Origin of the sequence: Microtetraspora sp. NBRC 16547 (genome assembly GCF_030268965.1) — a bacterium.
Lineage (GTDB): Bacteria > Actinomycetota > Actinomycetes > Streptosporangiales > Streptosporangiaceae > Microtetraspora.
The window spans coordinates 145,600-171,851 of the sequence record NZ_BSSE01000015.1; the positions used below are offsets into that span (position 1 = coordinate 145,600).

23 protein-coding genes and 1 tRNA gene are annotated in these 26,252 nt (G+C 69.1%); 9 read left to right on the forward strand and 15 right to left on the reverse strand.

Going from position 1 to position 26,252, the window contains the following annotated elements; all coding sequences use genetic code 11:
• Nucleotides 1-107: 107 nt before the first annotated feature.
• Together QSK17_RS21155 and QSK17_RS21160 are read right to left on the reverse strand one after the other, a co-directional pair.
• Entirely contained in the window at nt 108-1,433 is a 1,326-nt protein-coding gene (locus QSK17_RS21155) for an ABC transporter substrate-binding protein (RefSeq protein ID WP_285706693.1), read from the reverse strand.
• Nucleotides 1,434-1,875: 442 nt separating this feature from the next.
• Nucleotides 1,876-2,868 carry a LysR family transcriptional regulator gene (locus tag QSK17_RS21160; RefSeq protein WP_285706695.1) on the reverse strand — a complete coding sequence of 331 codons (993 nt, stop codon included), beginning with the start codon at nt 2,866-2,868 and terminating at the stop codon, nt 1,876-1,878.
• A 92-nt stretch (nt 2,869-2,960) separates the two neighbouring features.
• Here QSK17_RS21160 and QSK17_RS21165 point away from each other — a divergent pair, with 92 nt between their 5' ends.
• Both QSK17_RS21165 and QSK17_RS21170 read left to right on the forward strand, forming a co-directional pair.
• Nucleotides 2,961-3,977, forward strand: coding sequence for a YeiH family protein (locus tag QSK17_RS21165; protein WP_285706697.1), 1,017 nt, complete (start codon nt 2,961-2,963; stop codon nt 3,975-3,977).
• Between the two features lie 437 nt (nt 3,978-4,414).
• Nucleotides 4,415-4,912 (forward strand): hypothetical protein, encoded by a 498-nt coding sequence (locus QSK17_RS21170; protein WP_285706698.1) that lies wholly within the window; start codon nt 4,415-4,417, stop codon nt 4,910-4,912.
• Between the two features lie 434 nt (nt 4,913-5,346).
• On the opposite strand, the gene QSK17_RS21175 is transcribed toward QSK17_RS21170, so the two are convergent.
• The 6 genes from QSK17_RS21175 to QSK17_RS21200 all read right to left on the reverse strand — a co-directional run bounded on the left by QSK17_RS21175 (nt 5,347) and on the right by QSK17_RS21200 (nt 12,428).
• Complete coding sequence (locus QSK17_RS21175) at nt 5,347-7,551, reverse strand: PxKF domain-containing protein (RefSeq protein ID WP_285706700.1); 2,205 nt, start codon at nt 7,549-7,551, stop codon at nt 5,347-5,349.
• Nucleotides 7,552-8,084: 533 nt separating this feature from the next.
• Nucleotides 8,085-8,158 (reverse strand) — tRNA-Lys (locus tag QSK17_RS21180).
• A 117-nt stretch (nt 8,159-8,275) separates the two neighbouring features.
• On the reverse strand, nt 8,276-8,848 hold the full coding sequence (locus QSK17_RS21185; protein WP_285706701.1) for a hypothetical protein: 573 nt from the start codon (nt 8,846-8,848) through the stop codon (nt 8,276-8,278).
• Between the two features lie 1,220 nt (nt 8,849-10,068).
• The gene (locus tag QSK17_RS21190; protein ID WP_285706703.1) at nt 10,069-11,151 is read right to left on the reverse strand and encodes a HAMP domain-containing sensor histidine kinase; all 1,083 of its coding nucleotides are present in this window, start codon (nt 11,149-11,151) and stop codon (nt 10,069-10,071) included.
• Nucleotides 11,148-11,828, reverse strand: a complete 681-nt coding sequence (locus QSK17_RS21195) for a response regulator transcription factor (protein ID WP_285706704.1) — start codon at nt 11,826-11,828, stop codon at nt 11,148-11,150. Before QSK17_RS21195 ends, QSK17_RS21190 begins: the two co-directional genes overlap by 4 nt.
• A 324-nt stretch (nt 11,829-12,152) precedes the next feature.
• The gene (locus tag QSK17_RS21200) at nt 12,153-12,428 is read right to left on the reverse strand and encodes a hypothetical protein (protein WP_285706705.1); all 276 of its coding nucleotides are present in this window, start codon (nt 12,426-12,428) and stop codon (nt 12,153-12,155) included.
• A gap of 251 nt (nt 12,429-12,679) precedes the next feature.
• Between QSK17_RS21200 and QSK17_RS21205 the strand changes: the two genes are divergently transcribed.
• The 3 genes from QSK17_RS21205 to QSK17_RS21215 all read left to right on the forward strand — a co-directional run bounded on the left by QSK17_RS21205 (nt 12,680) and on the right by QSK17_RS21215 (nt 14,927).
• Nucleotides 12,680-13,054, forward strand: a complete 375-nt coding sequence (locus QSK17_RS21205) for a phage holin family protein (protein WP_285706706.1) — start codon at nt 12,680-12,682, stop codon at nt 13,052-13,054.
• Between the two features lie 281 nt (nt 13,055-13,335).
• The gene (locus QSK17_RS21210) at nt 13,336-14,391 is read left to right on the forward strand and encodes an amidohydrolase family protein (RefSeq protein WP_285706708.1); all 1,056 of its coding nucleotides are present in this window, start codon (nt 13,336-13,338) and stop codon (nt 14,389-14,391) included.
• Nucleotides 14,388-14,927 (forward strand): cysteine dioxygenase, encoded by a 540-nt coding sequence (locus tag QSK17_RS21215; protein ID WP_285706710.1) that lies wholly within the window; start codon nt 14,388-14,390, stop codon nt 14,925-14,927. Before QSK17_RS21210 ends, QSK17_RS21215 begins: the two co-directional genes overlap by 4 nt.
• A 70-nt stretch (nt 14,928-14,997) precedes the next feature.
• Here the strand turns inward: QSK17_RS21215 and QSK17_RS21220 are convergent, their stop codons facing one another.
• Entirely contained in the window at nt 14,998-16,185 is a 1,188-nt protein-coding gene (locus QSK17_RS21220) for a CynX/NimT family MFS transporter (protein ID WP_285706711.1), read from the reverse strand.
• Between the two features lie 164 nt (nt 16,186-16,349).
• Between QSK17_RS21220 and QSK17_RS21225 the strand changes: the two genes are divergently transcribed.
• Complete coding sequence (locus QSK17_RS21225; RefSeq protein ID WP_502889258.1) at nt 16,350-17,408, forward strand: LacI family DNA-binding transcriptional regulator; 1,059 nt, start codon at nt 16,350-16,352, stop codon at nt 17,406-17,408.
• A gap of 127 nt (nt 17,409-17,535) precedes the next feature.
• Here QSK17_RS21225 and QSK17_RS21230 read toward each other — a convergent pair whose 3' ends face one another.
• From QSK17_RS21230 to QSK17_RS21240, 3 genes are all read right to left on the reverse strand, one after another.
• The gene (locus QSK17_RS21230) at nt 17,536-18,426 is read right to left on the reverse strand and encodes a carbohydrate ABC transporter permease (RefSeq protein ID WP_285706713.1); all 891 of its coding nucleotides are present in this window, start codon (nt 18,424-18,426) and stop codon (nt 17,536-17,538) included.
• Nucleotides 18,423-19,310, reverse strand: a complete 888-nt coding sequence (locus tag QSK17_RS21235) for a carbohydrate ABC transporter permease (protein WP_285706715.1) — start codon at nt 19,308-19,310, stop codon at nt 18,423-18,425. The genes QSK17_RS21230 and QSK17_RS21235 overlap by 4 nt, the downstream gene beginning before the upstream one ends.
• An 87-nt stretch (nt 19,311-19,397) precedes the next feature.
• Nucleotides 19,398-20,684 (reverse strand): ABC transporter substrate-binding protein, encoded by a 1,287-nt coding sequence (locus QSK17_RS21240; RefSeq protein WP_285706716.1) that lies wholly within the window; start codon nt 20,682-20,684, stop codon nt 19,398-19,400.
• Between the two features lie 555 nt (nt 20,685-21,239).
• Here QSK17_RS21240 and QSK17_RS21245 point away from each other — a divergent pair.
• Entirely contained in the window at nt 21,240-23,066 is a 1,827-nt protein-coding gene (locus QSK17_RS21245; protein ID WP_502889265.1) for an ABC transporter ATP-binding protein, read from the forward strand.
• Nucleotide 23,067: 1 nt separating this feature from the next.
• Here QSK17_RS21245 and QSK17_RS21250 read toward each other — a convergent pair whose 3' ends face one another.
• Nucleotides 23,068-23,478, reverse strand: a complete 411-nt coding sequence (locus tag QSK17_RS21250) for a MerR family transcriptional regulator (RefSeq protein WP_285706719.1) — start codon at nt 23,476-23,478, stop codon at nt 23,068-23,070.
• Between the two features lie 319 nt (nt 23,479-23,797).
• Nucleotides 23,798-24,772: a helix-turn-helix transcriptional regulator gene (locus QSK17_RS21255; RefSeq protein ID WP_285706720.1), complete on the reverse strand. Its 975-nt coding sequence runs from the start codon at nt 24,770-24,772 to the stop codon at nt 23,798-23,800.
• Nucleotides 24,773-24,908: 136 nt separating this feature from the next.
• On the opposite strand from QSK17_RS21255, the gene QSK17_RS21260 reads away from it, so the two are divergent.
• The gene (locus QSK17_RS21260) at nt 24,909-25,304 is read left to right on the forward strand and encodes a RidA family protein (RefSeq protein ID WP_285706772.1); all 396 of its coding nucleotides are present in this window, start codon (nt 24,909-24,911) and stop codon (nt 25,302-25,304) included.
• A gap of 1 nt (nt 25,305) precedes the next feature.
• Complete coding sequence (locus QSK17_RS21265; protein ID WP_285706722.1) at nt 25,306-25,479, forward strand: hypothetical protein; 174 nt, start codon at nt 25,306-25,308, stop codon at nt 25,477-25,479.
• A 2-nt stretch (nt 25,480-25,481) separates the two neighbouring features.
• On the opposite strand, the gene QSK17_RS21270 is transcribed toward QSK17_RS21265, so the two are convergent.
• A complete protein-coding gene (locus QSK17_RS21270; protein WP_285706723.1) occupies nt 25,482-26,195 on the reverse strand; it encodes a TetR/AcrR family transcriptional regulator in 714 nt (237 codons plus the stop codon).
• Between the last annotated feature and the right edge of the window lie 57 nt (nt 26,196-26,252).

A 26,252-nucleotide genomic window follows, 5' to 3' on the forward strand; every position in this document is an offset into this window, starting at 1 on the left:
CGCGCCCGGCGCCGGGCGGGCCGGCGCGGCTCGCGCGGCCGGTCGCGAGCGCGCGGACGGGGTGCACCCGCCCGCGCGCTCCCTGAACCGGGATGGTGGTGGAAGGCTCAGTTGCCGCCGGTCATCTGCTGCTTGGCGTCGGAGAGCTTGGCCTTGACGTACTCGTCGGTGATCGGCTTGCCGGCCGCGGCGTCCGCGAACATCTGGTTCATCGCGGTGCCCACCAGCGTCTCGAACTGGCTCTCGTCGGGCACCTGTGGCAGCGGCGCCGCGGTGTTGGCGAGGATCTGCTGGAACGCCTTGATGGTCGGGGTCTGGAACGCCGGGTCGTCGTAGGCGTCGTTGACCGTGGGGAGCGAGCCGTACGCCTTGTTGAGCGTCTGCTGCGCCTCCTTGCCGGTCATGAAGGCGACGAACTTCATCGCGGCGTCACTGTTCTTGGTGTGCTTGAAGACCGCCAGGTTGATTCCGGCCACCATGCCGTTGACCTGCCTGCCGCCGGCCCCCGGGTCCGGCAGCGGGATCGGCGCGAGGCCGAAGTCGTCCTCGCTCACACCGGCGGCCTTGACCGAGCTGGCGATGGACTGCCACATCAGCATGGCCGCCTTGCCGGTGACGAAGTCCTGGATGGCCTCGGTGCCGTTGGCGTACTCGGCGTTGCCCGGGTTAACGATCTTGCGAACGGCCATCAGGTCGATGTACTGCTTGACCGCGGCGACCTGCTGCGGCGAGTCGAACTGCGCCTTCCCCGAGGAGTCGAACAGGTCGGCCCCGTGCTGCTGGCCGAAGATGAAGGCGTGGTGGGCGTTCTCGCTCACGCTGGCGCCCTCGACGGCGAGCCCCCACTTGCCGTCGCGGGTGAGCTTCTTGCCGTCCGCGATCAGCTCGTCCCAGGTCTTCGGCGGTCCGTCGATGCCCGCGTCCGCGAACATCTTCTTGTTGTAGAACAGGCCGTACGTCATGCCGTAGATCGGGACCGCGGTGGGTGGCTGGCCCGCTGCGCCGGTCGCGGCGAGGCTGGGGCCGAGGAAACGCTCCTTGCCGCCGAGCGCGGCCAGCGCGGCGTCGTCGAAGGGGACGAACGCTCCGGTCGCCTGGAGCGAGGCCGACCAGGTGTTGCCGATGTTGAGCACGTCCGGTCCCTGGCCGGAGGTGGTGGCGGCGAGGATGCGGTTGAGCAGGTCCGACCAGGGGACCACCTCGACGTTCACCTTGATGCCCGTCTGCTTCTCGAACCGGTCGAGTTCGGGCTGGAGCACCTGCTTGTCGGCTTCCAGGCTGGGCCCCTGGTTGGACGCCCAGTAGGTGAGCGTCACGGGCCGGTCCGAGCCGGCCGATCCGCTGTCGTCGCCGCCGCAGGCGGAGGTGGCGAGCACGAGCGCCCCGGCCATGCTCATGGCCGCGGTCATGAATCCGAGCTTGCGTGTACGCACGGTTGTCCTCACTGATTTCCCGGCTGGTCGTCGGGCTCCGCCTGCTGGCCGCGGGAGCCCGGCTCTGGGGGGCGGGGTCTCGGGGGGTGGATGGGCTGTGGAGACGAGGGATCGGCTCGGGGTGCCGTGTCGCGGCACCCTGGCCGGAACCGGGGTGCCGCGACACAGGCGATGAGAGGGAAGGGAGAGCGCTCTCCAAAAGCGAGACTGCCCGCGCCGCAGGGCACTGTCAACCCTCAACAGAGCACGTACGGGAAACGCCCAGATCAGGCGCACAAGAGAGGACGGGCCCCGGTGAGGGCCCGTTGAAGGTGGTGAGCGCACGGCATAGGTGCGGTGCGGGCGCGGTGCGGGCGCGGTACGGGCGCGGGGACAGCTCAGCGCGGCCCGGCGACCGGTTCGGGCGCCGACTGTTGACAAGCGGCCGCCTGCGGGGCCACTCTCATGGAGAGCGCTCTCCCTTTGGCCTGCCGCCTGACTGTGACGCGGCGGACTGTGACGCGGTGGACCGTGACGTGGTGGACCGCGCCACCGACATGGAACGGACGGCGAGGGTCAGCAGCGACCGCGCCGGGCCGTCCAGCCGCCGCCCCTCGATCCAGACCGCCCGCAGACTCCGCTGGAGATCGACACCTTCCGGAGCCACGGCCAGCAGCCGCCCGTCGGCCAACTCGTCGCCGACCGCGAGCTCGCTGAGCACCGCCGGCCCGGCGCCCGAGGCGAGCGCCACCTTCACCGCGGAGGTCGAGCCGAGTTCGAGCAACGGCTCGGCGAGCGGGCCGTAGCGTTCCATCACAGTCTCGAACGCGATCCGCGTCCCCGATCCGGGCTCACGGACGATCAGCGGCGTGGCCGCCAGCTCGTGGGGACGCAGCGGCGTGCGGCGGCGGGCCCACGGATGCTCGGGAGGGACCACGACCACCAGCCGGTCCCTCCCCACCAGCAGGGACGCGAGGCCGACCGGCAGCGACGGCCCCTCGACGAAACCGATCTCCGCCTCGCCGCCCAGCACGAGCTCGGCGACCCGCGCGGAGTTCACGACCTGGAGACCGACGGTGACGTCCGGCTCGATCGGCCGCAGGGCGAGGAGCCACCCCGGAACCAGGTACTCGGCGACGGTCATGCTGGCCGCCACCGGGAGCGCGGCGCCGCGCACGCGCCGCATCGCCGTGACGCCGACCATCAGGGCGTCGGCCGCGCCGAGGACGTCGCGCGCCCAGTCGACCACCATCTGGCCCTCGGCGGTCAGCCGCGACCCCACCGGCAGGCGCTGAAGCACCGGCACGCCCAGCCGGCGTTCGAGGGTCCGCAGGCGGCTGCTCGCCGACGGCTGGGAGATGCCGAGCTGGCGGGCGGCCCGGCCGACCCCGCCGAGCTCGCTCACCGTGACCAGCAGGGCGAGCGCCTCCAGGTCGGGCAGGCGGTTCAACCTCATAGAAACATTCTATGGACTCGTCGTCATCTTCCGGCTAGCGAGCGGCCATCCGAGGCGAAACCGTGGTGAGCACATCAGAGATCGGAGGAAAGTTGACCACCGATGAACGGACGGCACCACGGGCGCTCAGCTCGTGGGTCGTCCCGCTGCTGCCAGGGCTCGCGCTCACCGTGGCCGCCGTCGTACTCGCCGTCATGCTCAACCGGCTCGTCCCGGCGGTCGGAACGCTCACCGGCGCCATCCTGCTCGGGGTGGCAGCGGCCAACACAGGGCTGATTCGTCCCTCCGCCCGCGCCGGTACGCGGTTCGCGGCCAAACAGGTCCTACGGGCCGGGGTGGTCCTCCTCGGCCTCCAACTCGCGGTGTCCGACGTGCTCGGGCTGGGCGGTCCGATGCTCGGCGCGGTCGTGATCATCACCGTGGCGACGTTCCTCGGCACCCGGTGGCTGGGCGCGCGGATGGGAGTACCTCCCGGGCAGTCGCTGCTCATCGCCACCGGTACCGCCGTCTGCGGCGCGGCGGCGATCGCCGCGATGAACAGCGTGTCCGACAGCGACGAGGAGGACGTCGCCGCCGGCATCGGCCTGGTGACCATCTGCGGAACCCTCGCGATCTTCGCGATGCCGCTCCTGAGGGAGCCGCTCGGGCTCGACCCGGAGATGTTCGGCGCGTGGGCCGGCGCCAGCATCCACGAGGTCTCGCAGGTCGTCGCGACGGCCGCCGCCGTTCCCGGCGCCATGGCCGCGGCCGTGGTCGTCAAGCTGACCCGGGTGGCGCTGCTGGCTCCTCTCCTCGCCGGGGTCGGCATCGCGCGCCGCCGGGCGGGCACCGCCGTCCCTGGCGCCGCCCGGCCGCCGATCGTGCCGCTGTTCGTGGTGGGATTCCTCGCCATGGTCGCCGTACGGAGCACCGGCCTCATTCCTCCGGCACCGCTAGAGGTGATCAAAACCATCGACACGTGGCTGCTCGCCGCGGCGATGTTCGGCCTCGGCACCGGCGTCCACCTCGCCTCGCTGCGGCGTACCGGCCTCCGGGCGCTCGCCCTCGGGTTCGCGTCGTGGCTGCTCATCGGCGTGCTGGCCTACGCCGGGGTACAGATCGCCCTCTGAGCCGGCACACGATGGTGTGGAGCCCCTGCCCGCACTGCGGGCAGGGGCTCCGCCGGCTGAGCTGACCCTCCGCCGGTCCCCCGCCCGCTCGGGCCGCGGGGACCGGCCCCGGGAGAACCACCCCGTTCATGGCGACTCCGCGCCGCAGCGGCTGTCGTCGTCGTTCTCGCGGGCTGCCTCGTGGCCCCTGTTGGGTGGGCCGCCGTCAAGCCAGTCGAAGCGGACCGGGGCGAGGCGACCCCCGTTGCTGCCGCGAACGCCTACCTTCTGACGATGTTCAGCGGCTCCGATGGCGAGCCGGGCATCCGCCGCCGCCTGTACCGTGACCGCGAATCGGAACCCTTGGCGGAAGTACGCGCGTGGCGCGCCAAGGTTGCCGCAGTGGATTCCGAAATCAAGGTGGAGTCTGGACATTCCATTCGAAGGAGGATTGAGTAATGAAAGCTAATTCGAAGGTTTTAGGGTTGATTATGGGCGTATTCTTCGTTCCATTATCCTTGACTGGATGCACAGAGAGCGGGGAGCCAAGCGGGGAAACAAAGATTTTCGAAATTGCCAACACCGAAGAGGTTGTCGGCAAGAAGGGCGAGGAAGTGTTGACACTCAGGAAGCATTATATGATTCTGAATCCACCAAGGGACTTGATAGACTTGAAGGATTTAGTTGAAGGATACATCAAGGGCCATCCAGTCGAAAGCGAGAACAGATTCCTTCATTTGTCTTTCTACAGGGAAAGCGGCGACCTGCCAAGGGACTGGCAGCCTGATGAAGGTTACATGAATACAGATCGGCTGGAACACCATAAAAACGATCTCATTGCATCGATCACTCGATCAGATACCCGACCCGAAAAAGAATACGATATTTATGACAAAAGCGAGGAAGGAAAAATCCTGAAGCGGATACGTTTCATTGAGGATCGGCTTGTTGAGTGAATGCGCCAGACCGGCGCGCCTCCCGCACATAGGTGCCTTGCCCGTGGCACCACTCAATCAGCCCCCCACCCTCACTCCGGAGGCCGGCTGCACGCGGCCCACCACCCCGCCGACGCCTGGCGACGGACCGGGGTTGAGGAACCCACCACGCCTCACCAGCTCACGCCCCCGCACTCTTCCCGCCTCTTCACTCACAGCCCTCACAATCCCGCTCACAAACTCCTCTCAGCCGGGGTCCCGGTAGTAATCGCCGAAACTTCTGCGCCCGCACCGCCCGTTCGATCTGCCGCTGATCGTGCTGTTTGGGCTGGAACCCCGGACCTGCTGATTAAGGGGCAGCGGTTCACGGTGCCGGTTAGCGGACCTGGTGAGACGCCCGATGGGAGAACGGAGGTCGATCACTCCGCTCCCCCACCGGGGGTGTCGCGTTTCGGTTACTTCAGCGTGACGGTCGTGAAGTGGCTGCTGCCGTCATCGAGTTTCAGTTCGAACTGGCGGCAGGTGTCGGACCAGCCGCGGTCGGTCTTCCACACGTAGTTGTACTGGCCGTCTTCGTAGCCGAGCTTCGAGTTCCCGGGGCCGCTGGTCGGCTCGGCCGGACCGGTCGCCTTCCCGGTGTCGCAGGTCACCGGCCGGGAGACCGGGTAGCCGGAGGCGATCACGCCGGTGCCGTGGTCACCGCCGAGGCTGAACTTGATCGGTACGGCGCTGCCGGCCTTGCCGTCCATCGTCTCGGGGAAGGAGGCGTGCCAGGGGTAGACGACCTGGTAGGTCGCCTTCTGGTCGGCGGAGTTGCCGGCGTTGTCGGCGGCCTTCACCGTGAACTCGTGGAAGCCGACGGTGGAGGTGTCGAGCGGGCTGCCATCGGGAACGGTGCCGGCGCAGGTGGCCACCCCGGACAGGTTGTCATCGCACCGGTACGACGCGGTCGCGGCCGTCCCAAGTGTGAAGACCGCGCCATCGGTGGGCGTGGTGAGGGAGATCGTCGGCTTGGTGAAATCGACCGTCATCTTCACCGCTCGGTCACCGGCGATCGACACGTTGCGCTCCGTCGCCACCCGGCCCTCGACGGTGGTGGTGAAGTCGCAGGTGGCGTGCGGGAGCACCGCCTGCAGCCGGCCGTCAGCCCCGGTCGTGCCCAGGTCGCGCGGGCCGTTGCCGCAGTCGGCCCGTACCGGCGCCCCGGCCAGCGGCTGACCGGCGTCCGAGGCCGCGGACACCGTCACCGCGTTCAGCGCGTTGTGCGCCACCGCACCGCCCACGACATCAAGGGTGATCTGCAGCCGCTCGGGGCTGATGTTGTCCATCGTGTCCGTCGGCCTGTGGTACTGCGGCTCCGTGACGTACGTCCCGCCGGTCGGACCGCAGACAGCGGGCGGGGTCGGCGGCCGGTAGTCGAGCCAGATGAACAGCGAGGACGGGATGCCCACGTCGTAGAACGCCTGGTGGTCGCTCTGCCCGAGCCTGCAGTTGCGCAGTCCGTCGAACCCGACGCGTGCGGCCGCGTTGTACGCCTCCTGGACCACGAAGTTCGACTGGCCGTTCGGGGTCAGCGCCCACAGCCGGGCCGACTCGTACGGCGTGCCGACCATGTCCATCTGCCACTCGCCGACGAACCGGGCCTTCTCCGCCGCGGTCAGCGTGTTGACGTACGCCCGCGCGCCGAGCAGGCCGCCCTCCTCACCGCCGAAGCCGCCGATCCGCAGCTCCTTGTCCAGCGGATACTGACTGAGCACCCGGGCGACCTCCAGGGAGACGCCGTTGCCCGAGGCGTCGTCGTGGGCACCGGGCGCGCCCAGCACCGTGTCGATGTGCGCACCGACCATGACGATCGGCGCGGCGGTGCCGGTCGGGTCGCCGACCGCGTGCCGGATGCCGATGACGTTGGTGCCCATCGGGTTCGCGTACTGGTTGGTCGCGATCCGCAGTGTCAACGGGCCCTTGTCCAGGAGATCCCTGATCCAGGTGTAGTGCGCGCTGCCGCCGCCGATCACCGGGATCTCGGGCTGGGACGCGGTGAGAGTGAACGACGGCGGCGCGGAGTTACCGGTCGGGTAGGCCAGGATGACCGCGATCGCACCGTGGTTCACCGCGTTGGCCACGGCGGTGTTCCGGATCGACGCGGTGCTGTTGTAGTCCATCAGCACGACCTTGCCCGCGGTGTCGGCGGGGAAGTCCGCGACGGACTGGCCGGTCTTGGCGTAGACGACCTGCCCCTCCACGCCGGTGTTGCCGGTGAACTTGCCGCTGGCCGAGGCGTACATCTGCCAGTTCGGTCCCCCGGGCAGGTCAGCGTTCGGGGACGTGACCTTCGCGACCTGCTTGGTCGAGACCGGGCCCCACTGCTGGTAGGTCACCTCGAAGCCGTAGGACTTCAGAATGCCGCCGATGTACTCCGCGCCCTCCCGCTCCTGCGGGGTGCCGTTCAGCCGGGGGCCGATGTTCACGGCGAGGTGCCGGATGTGGTTGACGGAGTTGGCCGAGTCGAACTGGTCGACGATCTCGCGGTCATAGTCCTTCAGCAGTGCGCTCGTCGCAGCGGGCAGCACGTCGGCCGACACGTCCGCGCTGGACGACCCCTGAGTCTGGACGCCGCCGACGGCGGCGGACACGGTTCCGAATGCCAGCGCAGCCGCCAAGCCGCCGGCGACGGTAAGTCGTCTGAGGAGTGGGGGGTGATTGAGCGAACTCCTCACGGAGAACCTCCTGATACTGGCGGACACAGAGGTCCGCATGGCTTCCCCGCCGTTCGGATCACGAGGACGAGGACAAGGTTGGCGATTAGTATCAGGGAGGCAAAGAGCAGGTCAAGAGATCTATAACGACTGACACGGTTGACAGCCACCGGTCACCTCGCCCCTGCTCGGTGAGGGAGAAATCGCCATGCAGGTGAGGCCGGTTCCATGTGGCGGGCCGGGCCGAAGACTCGGCGCTGTCTGACCCGCGCTGCGGAATCGCTTGTAACGCTCTTCGACCGACTCCGGGGCGGGCCTATCCGCCGGGCGCCGCGGCTCACTGCCCGCCCGCGACGATCATCACTCGAACAAGGTCACGACAGGCGAGCAGCCACGGAGCAACCAATTGTGATCATTTTCAATGGTGGGCCATCATTGAGTTGGTCACCAAATAGAGAAAGCCCAAGTCAGATGTACTGACCTGGGCTTTTGTTCTGTGCGCCGCCAGGGACTCGAACCCCGGACCCGCTGATTAAGAGTCAGCTGCTCTAACCAACTGAGCTAGCGGCGCCTGCGAACGCTCGTAACCTTAGCAGTCTCTACGGCGTCACGCACATTCGTTCCGCCTCCCTGGGCCGTGGCCCAGGGAGCGTCACACATCAAGGGGAAGCCGGCGAACCGGGTTCGCTCAGCCCCTCCAGGCGCCGGAGGAGAAAGGCTGGGGTGCGCCCTTCGTGCCCGGACCGTCACCCCACTTGGTGACGACGTATTCGATGTCGATGTGACCGTGGCCGCCGTTGTTCTCGACGGTCAGCGTGTCAGTGTTCCACTTGCCGCCGGTGAGCTCGGCGAAGGTCTTGCCATCGATGTCGAGCATGACGCCGCGATCCGAGGGGGTGCCGGGGCCGCGGTCACCGATGAAGAACTTGGCCTTCTTGCCGTTGTAGATGACGTAGCCCTCGGTACCGAGAGGCCAGCTGGGGCTGGAGAAGAGGCCCTTCTGCATCGGCTTGCCGATGGCGGGCATACCGGTGTCGCCCTGGCGGCCGGAGGCGTCGTCCCAGAAGTACGAGCCCTTGGTGCTGCCACGCAGGAGCGCCTGCTCCGTCAGCTCAGGAGCCTGAGCGACGGTCTTGACCGCAGCCTCGGGGGCGGAGGCCGCGTGCGCCGTGGTGGCGCCAAGCGCAGAGACGCCGATGAAGGCGACGGCGGTGAGAGCGGCAAGCTTCCGGTTGTTACGCAGGCCAAACAGCGTGTTCATGAAGAATTGGGATCTTTCGTGAGACGACAGGGGACGGCCGCGTGCGTCGTGTATCAGGCCTGCGAGGTCAAGGGCGGGCCGGGCACGGGGCGCGGAGCGGGTCGAGAAATGTCGATCGCCACTGAGATGCATATTCAGTGCGCTGTACTCATCGACTGGGGGCCGATGCGCAATATCGGACGTACGGGCCGTAGGACCCGGATCCGGAGGTCAGGCGGGGGTCTCCCGCGAGGTCTCCTCTCCTGGAAAGTCCAGCCACCGGTCGGCAGCAATACGGACACTACACACCAAGACATGACAAAGCAAACGAAATCACCCAGAGAGTGCAAAAGATCTACCGCTTTGGCTAAAGATGATCTGACCTGGGTCATGTCCGTACGCGAAAAGCCCCGTGGACACGGGGGTTGCCGCGCGGCGTATGGCAAAGCGCAGACCGGGTAATGCAAAGCCCAGACCCAACGATGGGCGCCAGACCAGGCAAAAGACGTGCATAGCGCACCCATGCCATGTGGCGTTCCGGTACAGCGCCGGGAAACCCACGGCGAAACACATCAGCTGCGCGCAGCCGCCCCGCGACTCGCGGGGCCCGCGATGGGAAGGTACGGCGCTGCGGGAGCGGATCGGCGACGGAACGCTGGTCGCGCACGTGCGTCGCGCGCCAGATCAAGCGAATCCGGCAGTGTCCGCAGCCGAATAAAGCACCGTGCGAAAAGCGAACCGGAGTGAGAGATGTGAAAAGGGAGGCGAGCGGCGGATCACGCCATCGAACGGTCCCGGCGATCATGGCGGACGCAACGCATTCGCTCCGAGTGCGGCCGCCGCATCCGCCCTAGCGCGTTTCAGTCCTTAGTCCGGGCATGTCCGGGCATGTCCGGACATGCGTCGGGGCCGGACAGTCCCCCAACTGTCCAGCCCCGACTCAAAGCGGTCCGCCAGGGATACCCTCCCCAAAGGCACCGGCGGTCACCGCTGTCTGGACACGGTTCCCCCTCCGCGTCCTTATCGGCAAAAGCTCTCGATGTGGAGCCACAGCCCCCTTGACCTGCTTCCACAGTAGCGAGGGCCGCACCACGAACAGGTCATGTCCCGGTGGGCTTTCCGCCTCGGTCCGGGGCGTTGGACCACGACCGGCAAGACCAACCCCCGTCAACCGGAAACGACGCCGCCCGGCGCGCAGAGCCGCCGGATTCGCGGGCCCACCGACCCGCCGACGGGCGAGCTCAGGTCGCCGTCCGCGGTGAGGTACCTCCATGAACCGGCAGGTCGAGCCGGACGAGCGTGCCTCCGCCTGGTGCGGCGCTCGCTGAGACACTGCCTCCGTGGCTGTCCACGACCTGGCGCACAATGGCCAGCCCCAGTCCCGAGCCGGGCATGGATCGCGCGCCGGGCGCGCGGTAGAACCGGTCGAAGACGTGCGGCAGGTCCTCGGCGGCGATTCCCTGCCCCTGATCGCGTACGGTGACGACGCCTCCGGCCTGGCGCACCTCGATCGCCCCTCCGGGCGGGCTGTACTTGCCCGCGTTGTCCAGCAGGTTGGCCACCGCCCGGGACAGCCGGTCGGACACCCCTCGCACCACCGCCGGCTCGACCGAGACCTGATACGACGTTGACGGCCAGTGCGCCGAGGCCCGTGACACCTCCCGCGTGACGATCTCGTCGATGCGGACGTCCTCGACCAGCGCGGCCGGCTCCTCGTCCCTGGCCAGCTCGACCACGTCGGTGATCAGCACGGTCAGCTCCTCCAACCCGGCGGTCGCCGCCCGGCTGACCTCGTCGCGGTCTTCCTGGTCGAGCCCGCCCCTGATCAGCAGCTCGACGTTCGTACGCAGTGCGGTCAAGGGGGTGCGCAACTCGTGCGACGCGTCGGCGACCAGCTGTTTCTGCGCACGGGCGGAGCGTTCCAGCGCGTCCAGCATGGTGTTGAAGCTGCGGGCCAGGCTGCCCAGCTCGTCGTCCTTGGCGACCTCGATGCGCGTGGTGAGGTCGCGCGTGGTGGCGACCCGCTCCGCCGCGTCTTTCAGGATGCCCACCGGACGCAGTCCCGTATACGCGGCCATCCAGCCCAGCGCCCCGGACAGGAAGAGCCCGCCGAGGGCGACCGCGAGGAACGGCCAGCCGAGATCGTCGACGTCTCCCAGGCCGGCCAGCACACCGGCCGGCGGCCGGTCGGGAAAGGCCTCGTAGTGCCCGAACGCGCTCTGGACCCTCTGGCACGTGATCAAGTACGCGGCGACGATCACGACGATCACGCTGATCGCGGCGGCTATCGCCGACGCGAGAGCGAGCCGCCAGCGGATCTTCACGGCTGCTCCCTGAGCGTGTACCCGAGGCCGTGAACCGTCCGGATCAGTCTCGGCTCTCCGCCCGCCTCGGTCTTCCTCCGCAGGTAGCGGATGTAGACCTCCAGCGAGTTGGAGCCCGGCGTGAACTCGTATCCCCAGATCCGTTCGAGGATGATCTCGCGGGTGAGCACCTGGCCTCCGTTGGAGATGAGCAGGTCGAGCAGCGCGAACTCGGTCCTGGTCAGGTCGATGATCCGCGTGCCACGCCGCGCCTGCCTGCTGTCCGGCAGCAGCACCAGATCCGCGTAGCGGGTCACCGGCCCGGCCGGTGCCGTACGGCGAAGCAGGGCGCGCACCCGGGCGAACAGTTCCTCCAGCGCGAACGGCTTGACCAGGTAGTCGTCGGCCCCCGCGTCCAGTCCCGTGACCCGGTCGCCGATCCCGCCGAGGGCCGTCAACATGAGCACCGGCGTACGGTCGCCGGTCTCGCGAAGCCTGCGGCAGACCTCCAGACCGTCCATCTGGGGCATCATCACGTCGAGTACGACCAGGTCGGGCGGGCTTCCACTGATCGACGCGAGCGCGGTCACCCCGTCGGCCGCCCCGGCGACGTGGTACCCCTCCACACGCAGTGCGCGGGAGACCGCGTTGCGCACCTCTGGTTCGTCGTCCACGACGAGCACGCGTGTCTCGGCCACGACGCCATCATGACCGGGAAAGCTGAGAGCGTCCTGAACTCCGGAAATATCTCGCGATAACAGGTGACAACCCGCGTTGTCTGATGCCCGCCGGCATCGCCGCCGAGTCGCTCAGCAGCGGCGAGAGCCGCCGCGCACCGTAGGATCCCGGCCGCCTGCCGCGTACGGTCGCCAAAGTCGCCGTTGGGGCGGCCACCGGTGGGGCGGCCACCGGCATGTCCGGGGCAGGCTCCCCTGGACCTGCGAGCCCGATGCCCCGCAGGTCCGCCGGCCCCGCGTCTGCCGGCCCCGCGCCCGCCGACCGCAGGCCTCACGCGTCAGGCGTCAGGCGTCAGGGTGCTTCGCGAGGTAGTCGATATAGAGCGGGCGCAACGCCTCCCCGAGATGGCCCTCACCGGCCGCCATGGCATCACTGAGCAGCGCGGACACCCTGCTGAGATCGTTGGCACTCTCCTCACGATCTCCGCTGACGGCCTCGGCCGCGGGGATCACTTTCAGCAGGCGCCAGAGAAAACCGAGGTCACCGTGCCGTACGGCATAGCGGACGGCGCGGTCGTGCAACTCTCGGGCGGACAGCAACTCAAGGTCTTCCACGTCCATACTCCCCACCCCCATCGATGTGATTTCCCCGGAGTTGGGGCAATTAATGCAAGATGTCCGATGAGAAACGGACGATCCCCTCGACAGCTCCCCACTCCTACGCGGCTCCGCCCCTCACCCGCGCAACCCTCCCGAGCAGGGGCGCGCACGCATGAGGGCCGTGGCCGGCACGCCGAAGCGAGACCGGCGGCGGATTTTTACCGGAAGCCGACCATGCCCATACCGCGCTCTGGCATGGAAGACTCCGTAATGTGAAGGTCATCATCAAGATTCTGATCGTCGCGGCTGCGCTGTGGGCGTCCACCAAGCTGGTGGACGGCATCGTGCTCACCGCAGACACCACCTCCAAGCAGATCGGCACGCTGCTCGCGGTCGCGCTGATCTTCGGCCTGGTGAACGCGGTCATCAAGCCGGTCATCAAGTTCGTGGGCTGCGCGTTCTACGTGCTCACGTTCGGCCTCTTCGCGCTGGTCGTCAACGCCGCCCTGCTCCTGCTCACCAGCTGGACGTCCGAGCAGCTCCACCTGCCGTTCCATGTCAACGGGTTCATGGCCGCCTTCTGGGGCGCGCTCCTGATCGCCGTGATCAGCTGGGTCCTGGAGATGATCCTCCGCGTCAACGACTGACGCCACCCCGCTCTCTACATCCCAGCACCTCGCCTCCAACCCCCGCCTGCCCGCGCCGCCCCGACCGGACCTCGGTCGCCGGGCGGCGCTGCGGTCTCGCCTCCACTGCTCCCCGCCCGCCTTCGGCTCCCCTGCGAGGGAACGGGCGCCGCGCGACCGGCACCCGCCTGACCTACTCCCCCACCGGGCATCGTGTCCACGCTCACTCCCCGCGCGGGCACTCGGACACTGAATAACCCTTATTATGAGTAGGGAATTCTGATAATCCGCAGGGAGTGGCGATGAGCATCGACGTGCACCAGCATCTCTGGACGCCGTCGTTCCTCGACGCCCTGCGCCGCCGCTCCCGACCGCCCCGCCTCGACGGCTGGACCCTCCTCCTGGACGGCGAGCCGCCGTACGAGGTGGATCCGGACGACCACGACCTCACGCTCCGGACGGCGCGGGCCGCGGGACTCGACCTCGCCCTGGTCTCCCTGTCCAGCCCGCTCGGGATCGAGCACCTGCCACCCGACGAGGCATGGCCGTTGATCGACGCCTACCACGCCGACGCCGCCGAGTTGCCGGCCCCCTTCCGCGCCTGGGCCGCCGCTCCGGTGACCGACCTCGATCCCGTACGGCTGGCGCGCACCCTCGACCAGGGTTTCGCCGGGCTCCAGCTCCCGGCCACCGCGCTGCTGGACGCCGGCGGCTTCGCGGCGACGGCCCCGCTGCTCGACGTGCTCGCCGAGCGCGGCCTTCCGCTGTTCGTCCATCCCGGGCCCGCCGCCGTCCCTGTCGGAAGCCCGTCGTGGTGGGCGGCGGTCGTACCGTACGCGCAGCAGATGCACGCCGCCTGGTACGCCTTCCGGGCCGTGGGGCGGCCCCGCCATCCCGGCCTGAAGATCTGCTTCGCGCTGCTCGCCGGGCTGGCGCCCCTCCACTCCGAACGCGCCATGAACAGGGGGGCGCCCGGGCGCGGGCGAGTGGATCGCGACGCGTTCGTCGAGACGTCCTCGTACGGGCCGCGCGCCGTCGACGCCGTGATCCGGGAGCTGGGCATCGACGTCGTCGTCAGCGGCTCCGACCAGCCGTACGCCGAGGCCGTGTCCCTCGACCTCGGCGACGCCGCCCGGCACGCCATCGGCCATGCCAACGCCGTCCGGCTGCTCGGTGCGTCACCGCACACCCCGGTTCCGGCACGGCCACGACCCCCGGAGCCGTCCGCGCACCCGGAGCCGCACCCGCACCCGCACCCGCACCCGCACCCCGAGCCGCACTCACCGTCACCCGCAACACCACCTTCGCCACCGCGTTCGTCGTCGCATTCACCATCGCGAAAGGAGCCGCAGTCATGAGCTCGCCCACAGTCCAGGTCACCGGGAGCGACGCGCCGTACGAGCGGCTGCCGGCCCGCGTGCTGGACCGCCGCGAGCTGGCGGCGCTCGTCGACGACCTCGCCGCCCGGCCGGAGCTGTGGGAGGAGCACCTCAACTTCGATGGGGCCGAGGACGGCGGGCGTCACTACGCCTCGCTTCATCGCGACTCGTACGTGGACGTGTGGCTGCTGTGCTGGCGCCCGGAGGACGACACGGGCTGGCACGACCACGACGTCTCCTCCGGCGCGGTCCGCGTGGTGAACGGCACTCTCAAGGAGTGCAACCCCCGGATCGGCGGCCTGCACCTCGAGAGCACCGTCACAGCGGGCGAGTCGTTCTCCTTCGGGCCGGACCACATCCACCGGCTGACCGGAGTGGAGCAGGGCAGCGTGTCGATCCACGCCTACTCCCCGCCTCTGTGGCGTCTGGGGCAGTACTCCATCGGAGACGACGGGATGATGCGCCGGCTGTCCGTGAGCTACGCCGACGAGCTGCGCCCGATCGACCCGGCGTGACAGCACGCTCCACCGGAGATCATCGGCCGTCGCCGATGATCTCCCGCGCTCGTGCCGTGCTCAACCGTGCTCAACCGTGCTCGACGGCCGGTACGGGACGCCCGGCGAGGCCGCCGAACAGGAGCTGGACGCCGCACGCGGCGAGGCCCGCGAGCAGCGGCACCGTCCAGTTCCCGGAAAGCTGGTGCAGCAGACCGAAGAGAAGCGGGCCGATCGCCGCCAGCACGTAGCCGCTGGACTGCGCGATCGCGGACAGCGCCGTCACCGAGGCGGGATCCGGAGCCCGCAACGCGATGATCAGCAGGGCCAGCGCGATGGAGGCGCCCTGGCCCAGGCCAAGGATGATCATCCACAGCCAGGGAAGCGTCGTGGGCGCCAGCAGCACCCCGATATACCCGGCGATGGTGAGAACCGTCGCCCCCACCACGTGCGGCACCTGCGAGCGCGCGTTCCCGGCGTGCAGGGGCACCGTCAGCGTCGCCGCGATCTGGGCCACGTTCGTCAGGCTGAGCAGGTAACCGGCCTGGTCCGCCGGAAGCCCCGCGTCCCGGAAGATCGTGGGCAGCCACGCCAGCACAACGTAGAACGTCAGCGACTGCAGGCCCATGAACGCCATGACGAACCAGGTCATCCGGCTGCGCAGCAAGGTCAGGTACGGCCGGTGCCCCGTCGTGCCGTTCGGGAGCTGCGGTCGGCTGAGCGCCTGTGGCGCCCAGATCACGGCCGCGGCGACCGCGAGCACGGCCGCCGATCCGGCCGCGGCCCGCCAGCCGAACTCGCGCGCCAGTGGGACCATCGCCGCCGACGCCCCGGCCGCCCCGGCGACCAGGCACGACACGTAGACGCCGGTGTACGCCCCGACCCGTGACGGGAAGTGCTGCTTGACGATCGCCGGCATGGCGACATTCATGATCGCGATGGCCGCGCCGGCGAGGGCGGCTCCGCCGTAGAGGGCCACGAGGCCGTCCATGCTGCGCACGGCGACGCCGACGGCGAGGATCAGCAGGCCGACGAGAAGCGTGCGGTCAAGCCCGATCCGGCCGGCGAGCACGGGGGCCAGCGGCGCGAGCAGGCCGAGGCAGGCCACCATGACGGTGGTGATGGCGCCGCCCGCCGCCGTGTTCAGCCCGAGATCTCGCATGATGTCGCTGAGCAGCGGTGACACGCCGGCGAGCGCGGGCCGGAGGTTCAGCGCCGCGAGGACGAACCCCACGATCAGCAGCACCCGACCCGACTTGCCAAGATTTCCCCGATTCACGGCGAAATGGTACAGAACGGGCGGCCGCTTGGGGCAGCGGCCCCGGCGGGTGATCGGAAGCGATCACGCCGACCGAGGGCGACTCGATCGGCGCGTCCTTCCGAGGGCGTATACCCGATTTGACAACGTTGTCATATGTCGTGAAATGCGCGATGATCCGGGATGTGGCAGAGACGAGACGCGGTCGCCCGACCATGAACGACGTGGCGGCCGTCGCAGGGGTCGCGCTCAAGACCGTGTCGAGGGTCGTCAACAACGAGCCCGGCGTGAACGCCTCCACAGCCGAACGCGTCCACGCCGCCATCGAGAGCCTCGGCTATCGCCGCAACGACGGCGCCAGGACGCTCCGCCGGGGCCGTACGGCCAGCATCGGCCTGGTGATCGAAGACGTCGCCGACCCGTTCTACTCCGGCCTCAGCCGGGCGGTCGAGGACATCGCCCTGGACGAGGGCTGTCTCGTCTTCACCGGATCCTCCGGCGAGGACCCCTCGCGTGAGCGCGAACTCGTGCTCGCCTTCTGCGCGCGCCGCGTCGACGGGCTGATCATCGTGCCCGCCGGGACCGACCACGATTACCTCACGCCCGAGATCGACGCCGGGATCGCGGCCGTGTTCGCCGACCGGCCGCCCGGCGCGGGCCCCGACGCGGACACGGTCGTCTGCGACAACGCGGGCGGCGCCCGCGCCGGCACCGAGCACCTGCTCGCCCACGGGCACCGCCGCGTCGCCTTCCTCGCCGACTCGCCGTCGATCTTCACGGCGACGGAGCGCCTGCGCGGCTACCGGGAGGCCCTCGCCTCGGCCGGCCTGCCGTACGACGAGGAGCTGGTCGCCATGGGACCGCCCGACCGGGCCCGGGCGCTGGCCGACCTGGACCGCCTGTTCCGGCTCGCCGATCCCCCGACCGCGCTGTTCACCGGGAACGGCCAGACAACCGTCGCCACCCTGCGCGCCCTCGCCGCCGCCACCGCTCCGGTCCTCCGCGCCGTCCCTGGCGGCCCCGCCGATCGCCACGCGCCGCCGGTCGCGATCGTCGGGTTCGACGACTTCCAGCTGGCCGACCTGCTCGGGATCACGGTGGTCGCGCAGGACCCGGCCCGGCTGGGCCGTACGGCGGCGGAGCTGCTCTTCCGGCGCCTGTCCGGCGAGAACGGCCCGCCGCAGCGGCTGGAGCTGCCCACCCGCCTCCTCGTACGCGGCTCGGGTGAGCTGCCCCCCGCCTGATCGGGCCGTACGGCCCACTCGTCGGGCCACTCGGAGGCACTCGGGGGCACTCGGGGGCACTCTTGCCACTCGGGGCACTCGGGCCACTCGTACGGACCGCCTGCGGCCTGCACGGTGGCCCGCGAGGTCAGCCCTTCAGGGCTCCGGCCATGAGGCCGCGCATGAAGAACCGGCCCAGCAGGACGTACACGACCATGGTGGGGATGGACGCCAGGATCGCGGCGGCCATCTGCTGGCTGTACGGCACGGTCTGGGCGCCGGCGATGTTGTTGAGCATCACCGTGGTCGGCCACGAGCTCGGCGCGGTGAGGAAGACGGCGAACAGGAAGTCGTTCCACATCGACGTGAACTGCCAGATGATCACGACCGCGAACGCCGGGCCGGAGACCGGCAGCATGATCGACCAGAACGTGCGCAGCATGCCCGCGCCGTCCACTCTCGACGCCTCGATGAGCTCGTCCGGGATCGTCACGTAGTAGTTCCGGAAGATCAGCGTGCAGATCGGGATGCCGTACACGACGTGGGCGAGGGTCAGCCCCGGGATCCCGCCGTAGAGGTCGATGTTCAGGGCTTCGCCGAGGTTCACCATGAGCTGGACCAGCGGGATCATCACCCCCTGGTACGGGATGAACATCCCGAACAGGAACAGGGTGAACACCACGTCGGCCCCGGGGAAGCGCCACTTGGACAACACGTACCCGTTCATCGAGCCGAGCACGGCGGAGATCAGCGATCCCGGCACGGCCAGCAGGACGCTGTTGACGATGCCGGGTTCGAGCTTCTCCCAGGCCACGGTCCACGCCTCGGCCGTCCAGACCTTCGGCAGGTTCCAGGCCTGGCCGGGGTCGGCCTCCGACAGCGGCTTGAAGCTGGTCACCAGCAGCACGTAGACCGGGATCAGGAACACCACGACGAAGATCAGCAGCAGCGCGAGCCGCGCCCACCGGGCGACGACGGCCCGCTGCCTGGCCCGATCCGCCGGGGCCGCGTGCCGTACGGCCTCCTGCGCCACGCTCATGACCGCTTCCCCTTGCGCGCGTTCCACACCAGATACGGGATGACGAAGACCGCGACGGAGAGCACGATGTACGACGCGATCGTGGCCCCCTTGGCCGGGTCGTGCGAGTCGAAGACGGCCGTCCACATGAAGATGGCCGGCACGTCGGTGATGATCTGCTTGCCGGACACCGCCACGATCAGGTCGAAGACCTTCAGCGAGATGTGCCCGAGGATGATCAGTGCGGACAGGGTCACCGGGCGCAGCATCGGCAGCACGATGTACCGGTAGACCTGCCACTCCCCACATCCGTCGACCCGGGCGGCCTCGCGCAGGTCGTCGGGTACGCCACGGAAGCCCGCGAGGAACAACGCCATGACATATCCGGACATCTGCCAGATCGCGGGGATCGCCATCGCGGCCATCCCCCAGTCCGGGTCGCGGAACCACTGCCATTGCAGGACGTCCAGCCCCAGATAGTGGAACAGGCTGTTCAGGCCGACCGCGCGCTCCCCCGTGCCGCTGTTCATCAGCCACCGCCAGACCACGCCGGTGGCGATGAAGGAGACGGCCATGGGGAACAGGTAGATCGCCCGGAACCCGCTCTCGCCGCGGACCCCCTTCTCCATCAGGAAGGCCAGGAACCAGCCGAGGACGAGCGCCCCGCCGACGAAGACGACCGTGAAGACGATCGCGTGCCGGACCGAGATGCCCCAGCGTTCCTGGTCCCAGAGGCCGGTGAAGTTCTCCAGGCCGACGAAGCTCCCCTGGGAGATCTCGTCGTGCCGGTCGGTCATCGCGACCGTGAAGTTCCATCCGAGCAGGCCGTACACGAAGACCGCGACGGCGACGATCGACGGCGTTACCAGGAGCAGTCCGGGCAGCCACCTGCGTACCCGCGTCACTTGTCGCACCTCTCAACGTCGTGTACGGCCCACGCCGGCCGGCCCGAGGTGCGGCCGGCACGGCGTGAGCCGTACAAGGGGGTCAACTCACTGACCGCTGTTCTTGGCGGCGGCGATCAGCGCCTGCTGGAACTTGGCCACGTCCTGGTCCTGCTGGAAGAGGCCGACCGCGTCGTTGATCTCGGTGCGCCAGGCATCGTTCGCGACGACACCGTGCTGGATGGAGCCGGCCAGCTTGTCACTCGACCACTGCTCCAGGTCCCAGGCGAGGTAGTCCTGGTAGAGCGACTTGTCGGCGTCCTTGCGCGCCGGGATGGAGCCCTTCTTGGGGTTGAAGGCGTCCTGGCCCTCCTTGCTGGCGGCGACCTTCAGCCAGGCCACCGCGCCGTCCTTGTTGGGGGCGCCCTTGGGCAGGGTGAAGCTGTCCGACAGCCACATGAACGTGCCGTCCGTGCCGGGGGACGCGGCCCAGTCGAAGTCGGTCTTGGACGTCTTGCCGAGGCCGCCGGGCGCGGGGTTGTGGAAGTAGCCGTAGGCCCAGTCGCCCATGATGTTGAACGCGGCCTCGCCGTCGGCGACCTGCTTGGCCGCGGGCTGCCAGTCCTCCTGCGGCGTCCCGGCGTACGACAGGATGGTCTTGAAGTTCTCCAGCGCCTTCGTCACGTTCGCGCCGGACCAGTCGGCGTTCGCCGTCCAGAGCTGGTTGTACGCGTCGGTGCCGAGCGAGCCGAGCAGGACGCTCTCCAGAAGGTGGACGGCGGTCCACTGCGAGCCGATCGAGAGCGGGATCTTCCCGGTCTCCTTCACCTTGCCGAGGTCGGCGATGAACTCCTCGATCGTCTTGGGCGCCTCGGAGATCCCGGCGTCCTTCAGGACCGACGGGTTGAACCAGAGGACGTTGGACCGGTGGATGTTCACCGGCACCGAGTAGACCTGGCCCTGGACCGAGATCTGGTCGATCAGCTCCTGGGGCAGGACGTCCTTCAGCTTGAGCTCGTCATAGAGGAAGTTCAGCGGCTCCAGCTTGCCCGCCTTGATGTATCCCTGCAGCTCGGCGCCGGCGTGCCCCTGGAAGGTGTCCGGGGGCTGGTTGGCCTGGAGCTTGCTGGCCAGCAGCGCCCGGGCCTGGTCACCGGAGCCGCCCGCCACGGCCGCGTCATAGAACGTGAAGCCGGGATTGCCCTTCTCGAAGATCTCCCGCATGGCCTTCAGCCCGTCGGCCTCGCCGGGGCCCGTCCACCAGGAGAAGACCTCCACCTTCTTCTGCTCGGACTGCCCGCCTCCAGCCGCCTTGTCGCCGCTTCCTCCGCAGGCCGTGAGGGTGAGCAGACCGGCCACCGAGACCGCCACGGCCGCCAACCACCGTCGTCTCATCGCACATCCCTTCGGGGTGTGGTCGTCGAAAATCCTTACCCCCGAGCGCTGACAACGTTGTCAGCAAGAACCTTTATCAACCCATCTCGCACCATCGGGCGTCAAGGGATGCGCGGCTACGCCCGGATAACGTCTCCGCATACCATCGACCCGCCGCGACCTCCCGTTACCACCCCCTTCACCACCACCCGGCCCCTTCACCACCACCCGGGTCGCTTCACCACCACCCGGGCGTCGCCGTACGCGCTGGACCGGCTTGCGTACCACCCGCCGGGCGTCGCGATACCAGCGCGCGGGAGGGATTCGCCTGTCTCCGGAGTCGTCTACCTGGAGACCCGCCGCCGATGGCGAAATGTCAGTGACCGTCGTCACACTGCTGCCATGACTGTCACATCGCGGGGGGCGGGTGCAGGGGCGGGCCCGGAGACAGGCCCCACATCAGGACCGGAGTCACCGGAAACAGCGAAAGGCCAGGCAGGCGGGCAGGCGCCGCCAGACGATCAGCCGGACGACCTGACGGACGATCTGCCGGATTTCTCCGGCTTCACCACCAACATGTGGCACACGCACGACGACACGATGAGGAACATCGGCTTCTTCACCATCGCGCGCCGCCTGCCCGCTCTGATCATGCAGGCCGTACGGATGGCCTGGGAGGCCAGCCGCCGCGACACGGTGGCCACGATCGGGCTCAGCCTGCTCGCCGGCGTCTTCACCGCGTTCGGGCTGCTGGCGACCACGGGCGTGCTGCAGGCGCTGCTGGCCGCCGGGCCGACGCCCGAGCGGGTGCGCGCGGCGCTGCCCGCGCTGCTCGCGGTCGGCGCGGCGGCGAGCGTGCGCGCCACGCTGCAGGCCGGCGCCAACTGGGCGCAAAACCGGCTCGAACCCCAGGTCAGCCGCATTGCCGAGAAACGGCTCTATGGCGTGACCAGCGACGTCGAGCTGATCCGCTTCGACGACTCCGACTTCCACGACACCCTCCAGCGGGCCCGGACGCGCGGCGTCGAGTCGTCGGACGCGGTGGTCGGGTCGGCGATCGACGTGCTGGCCGCCGCGATCGGCCTCGGTGCGGCCGCCGGCGTGCTCGGCGTCCTCCATCCGGTGCTGCTGCCGCTGCTCGTCGTCGCCGTCCTGCCGGACGCGTGGTCCACGGTGCGCGCCGCCCGCATGCGGTACACCACGATGCTGTCGCTCATCCCGACGTACCGCCGCAAGTGGATCATCAGCGAGCTGCTCGCCATGCGATCGACGGCGGCGGAGGTGCGCTCCTTCACCATGCGGGGGTTCCTGCTCCGGGTCTACGACCGGGTGGCCCGCACCCAGCAGGCGGCCCTCATCGCGCTGGCCCGGCGGCAGACGTTCGCCCGGCTCATCGGGGAGGCCCTGGGCGGCCTCGGGACCGCGCTCGTCTACATCGCGCTCGGGCTGCTGCTCGCGCTCGGCGCGGTCCCCCTCGCCGTGGCCGGCACCGCCGTGCTGGCGATCCGCTCGGGACAATCCTCCCTGTCCAACCTGCTGTACGCCGTGAACCGCCTCTACGAGAACGGGCTCTACTTCACCGACTTCGTCGACTTCTGCGCGAGCGCGGAGACGGAGGGAGCGCCCGAGCGGCGCGACCTGCCGCCTGAGACGTTCGAACAGATCACCGCCGAAGACGTCATGTTCAGCTATCCGGGGGCCGAGACCCCGGCCCTGCGCGGCGTGTCGATCCGGCTCGACCGGGGCGAGGTCGTCGCGCTCGTCGGTGAGAACGGCTCCGGCAAAACCACCCTCTCGCGGATCCTCGCCGGCCTGTACGCCCCGGACGGCGGCCGGGTCCTGTGGGACGCCACGGACCTGCGCGACGTGGACCCGCACCTGCTGCGCGAGCGGATCGCCGTGATCGCCCAGGACCACAGCCACTGGCCGCTGAGCGCGCGACACAACATCACGATGGGCACCGAGAAGGGCGAGGACGCGCTGCGCCGGGCGGCCGAGGTCGCCGGCGCAGACGAGGTCGTCGCCGGCCTGCCGCACGGCTACCGCACACTCCTCGACAAGCGGTTCAAGGAGGGCCACGAGCTGTCGGGCGGCCAGTGGCAGCGGATCGCCGTCGCGCGCGGCTTCCACCGGGACGCGCCGCTGTTGATCTGCGACGAGCCCACCGCCGCGCTCGACGCCCGGGCCGAGCACGCGCTCTTCGACCGGATCAGACGGCACTCCAACGGGCGCACGGTGCTGCTGATCACCCACCGGCTGGCCAGCGTCCGCTACGCCGACCGGATCTACGTGCTCGACCGCGGAAAGGTGGCCGAGCACGGCACGCACGACGAGCTCATGGCCATCTCGGGCATCTACGCCGAGCTGTACAACCTCCAGGCGGAGGCGTACCGCGCCACCTGACTCAGGAGGCCGAGGCTCGCTCGCCCTCGCAGGCGTAGAGCGCGTCGGGGATGGCCAGTACGTCTCTGTAGTACCGGATCTTGCGCTGGATCGCCCCCTGCTTCTGCCGCAGGGCGGCGATCTGGTTCTCGACCGCCCGGTCGTGCGCCTCGAGCAGGGCTATCCGGTCGCGGATGGTGTGCGCGCCTTCGCGGGTGAGCTCGGCGAAGCGCAGCATCTCGGCGATCGGCATGCCGGTGTCCCGTAGGCAGCGGATCATGCCGAGCCAGCCGATGTCGTCGTCGCTGAAGCGGCGCTGCCCCACGGCGTTGCGCTCGATCGGCTCCAGCAGCCCGATGCGCTCGTAATAGCGGAGCGTGTCCAGGCTGAACCCGGTCTCCTCGGCGGCCTGTCCCGGTGTGTAGGCGGTCACGCCTCCGATCGTGGCACCTGGAGCGTGCTCCAGGTCAAGCCGACCGGACGGGAGTATGTGCGAGAGAAGTCGTTGGAAGGCCAGACTTCGGCCCGCGAGCGCGGCCGCCACGGCGGTCGGCCCAATGAGTGCAGTTCGCCGGCGATGCTGATCATGCCACCGCCGGCCAGGTCCCGGCTGTCCAGGAGCAGGGGCGTCATGGCGTGCTGGCCGCCGAACGGATCGCTGGCGGGGTCGGGCAGGTGCTGGGGGCATGCGAAGTGCCGCCTCTCGATCGGCCCCGACAGGAACGCGGCCCGCCCGCAGAAGGCGGCAACTCTCAGGATGAGACTTCGTAGCGGGTGGCGATCGCGGTGGCGCGGTTGCGCAGGAAGTTGCGCAACCATTGCGGGGCCAGGGCTTCCGCGTCCATGCTGAGCCGCCACAGTGCCCATTTGGCGTGTCGTGAATCTTGGAAGGACACCTCCAGCCGCAGCCAGCCGTCTGCGTCGGGTTCCTCGGCGCGGACAGCCAGCGCGGTGCCCAGCAGGTCCTCCCGCCGCTCCGGGTTCACCCGTACCAGCACGGTGACTTGGTCGCCGCCGGTCCGAAACTGCGTGCTGCGTTCCTGCCAGGCCCGGTCCAAATCGACCCGGTCTGGACGCTGTGCGGGTTCGGGGAGTTCCTTGGCGGCCAAGATCCGGGACAACCGGTAGGTGCGGTCCGCGCCAGACCTCATGGCCAACAAGTAGCCCCTGTCGCGAATGGTGACCAGGCCGATCGGGTCCACCGTGCGCCACTTCGGGGTCTGGTCCACAGCCGCGTAGTGGATCTGCAGCTTGTGTCCGGCGAACACCGCGCGCAGGACCTCGGCCGCTATGGCGTCAGGCACCTCCTCATCGACCAGCCGACGCGAGAGGAGGTCGGTCTCCGGGTCGATGAGCAATCGCTCGGCCGCGCCGGCTGCGGTGTCCCGATAGCTCTCGGGTAGCGCGTCAACCACTTTGAGCATCGCCGAAGCGAGCGCTGAGCCGAGGCCGAATGCCTGCGCGCCGCGCCGCGATCCGGCGACCAGCAGGGCAAGGGCCTCGTCGGGGTTCAGCCCGGTGAGCTCGGTCCGGAAACCGGGCAGCAACTCGAAACCGCCGTGCCGGCCGCGTTCGGCGTAGACCGGGACGCCGGCTGCGGACAGCGCCTCGATGTCGCGCAGCACGGTGCGGGTGGATACCTCCAGCTCGCGGGCCAGCGCGGTCGCGGACAGCCGACCGTGCTGCCGCAGCAGCAGCACCAGCGAGACCAACCGGTCGGCGCGCATACGAGAACTTTATCGAAATATACGACAAAAGATGTCGTGATTAGTTGGGAGGCTCATCAACGCAACCAAACCGATGTCGGCTACCGAGCCGATGGACGTACGTACTCTCGATGAATCGAATAGAGCTGATGTGGCAATGGAGCGAACGGCGGTCAACCCGTGGGCGTGGTCGACGGAGCTGGGGTACAACCAAGGTGAGATCGTCTCCGGGCAGACCCGGACCCTGTACGTCTCCGGGCAGACCGCGATGAGCGGCGGAGGCAAGCCCCAGCATGCCGGTGACATGGCGGCGCAGTTGGCGCTGAGCCTCGACAACCTGGAGGCCGTGCTCGGCGAGGCCGGCATGTCCCTCGCGAACCTCGTCCGGCTCAACGTCTACACCACCGACGTCGATCGGGTCTTCGAGCACTACGGCGTGCTGGCGTCGCGGTTGGGCGCCGCCGGGGTGGCACCGTCCACCACGATGCTCGGGGTGACACGGCTGGCGATCCCCGACCTGATGGTCGAGCTTGAGGGAACCGCCGTCGCGTGATGTGACCTCGCCGCCTCCGGCAGGGCTGCCGGAGGCGGCACGAGTAGTAGGCGGGTGGGTTCGTCTGCTGCTCGACGTACGCCAGCGCCGCGGTGTCCGCGGACCCGAGTCCGCGGGGCCGGGTGACCGGCCGGCCTGGCGGGTCGAGCGCGCCCGGCTGGACAAGCCCGCCTGACCTTATGAGGGCTCGGCCGGGCCCTCGGACTCGCGGTCGACGGACTCGGAGGCGTCCACGGCCGAGTCGGAGAGGTGCTCGGACAGGTAGCGGCGGACCAGCCGCTTACACTCGGCGATCAGGTCCGGGTCGCCCTGCGGGTGGGCGCGGAAGGCGAGCTTGAGCACGGCGTCGGCCGCCTCCACCGCGACGATGAGCGCGCGACCGAGCCCCTCGTTCCTGGGCGCGCCGAGCAACTCGATGATGAGCGAGCGCAGCCGGTCGGCCACTATGACGTTGTTGTCCAGTGATTGGTCGAGCATCCGCCGGCTCTCGGGCAGCGCCGGACCGCCGGGCGTGGTCAGTATCTCGCCGAAGTCGACGATCCCGAAGCCCGGCATCGTCCGCTTCATCTCGACGAACTCGTCGATGACCAGGTCCACCGCCTCGGTCCAGTTCTTCAGGGAGACCCCGGCCAGCCGGGCGGCCATCCGGTCGAGGAAGGCGTCGAGGTTACGCAGGGCGAGCGCGCGGACCAGCCCCTGCTTGTCGGGGAAGAACTGGTAGAAGGTCCCGATGGGTACCTCGGCCCGGCGGGCGACCTCCTTGGTCGTGAGCTGCTCATAGCCGACCTCGTCGAGCAGCAGAGCGCACTCGTCCAGCATCCGCTCGACCCGTTCCACGCTGCGGCGCTGGGAGGGGCGGCGGCGCAGCGTTCCACCCGCGGCGTTCGTCATTCGCCCATTCTCTACCGGATGGCCCGATCGCGCGTTAACATGAGCATCACTCATATC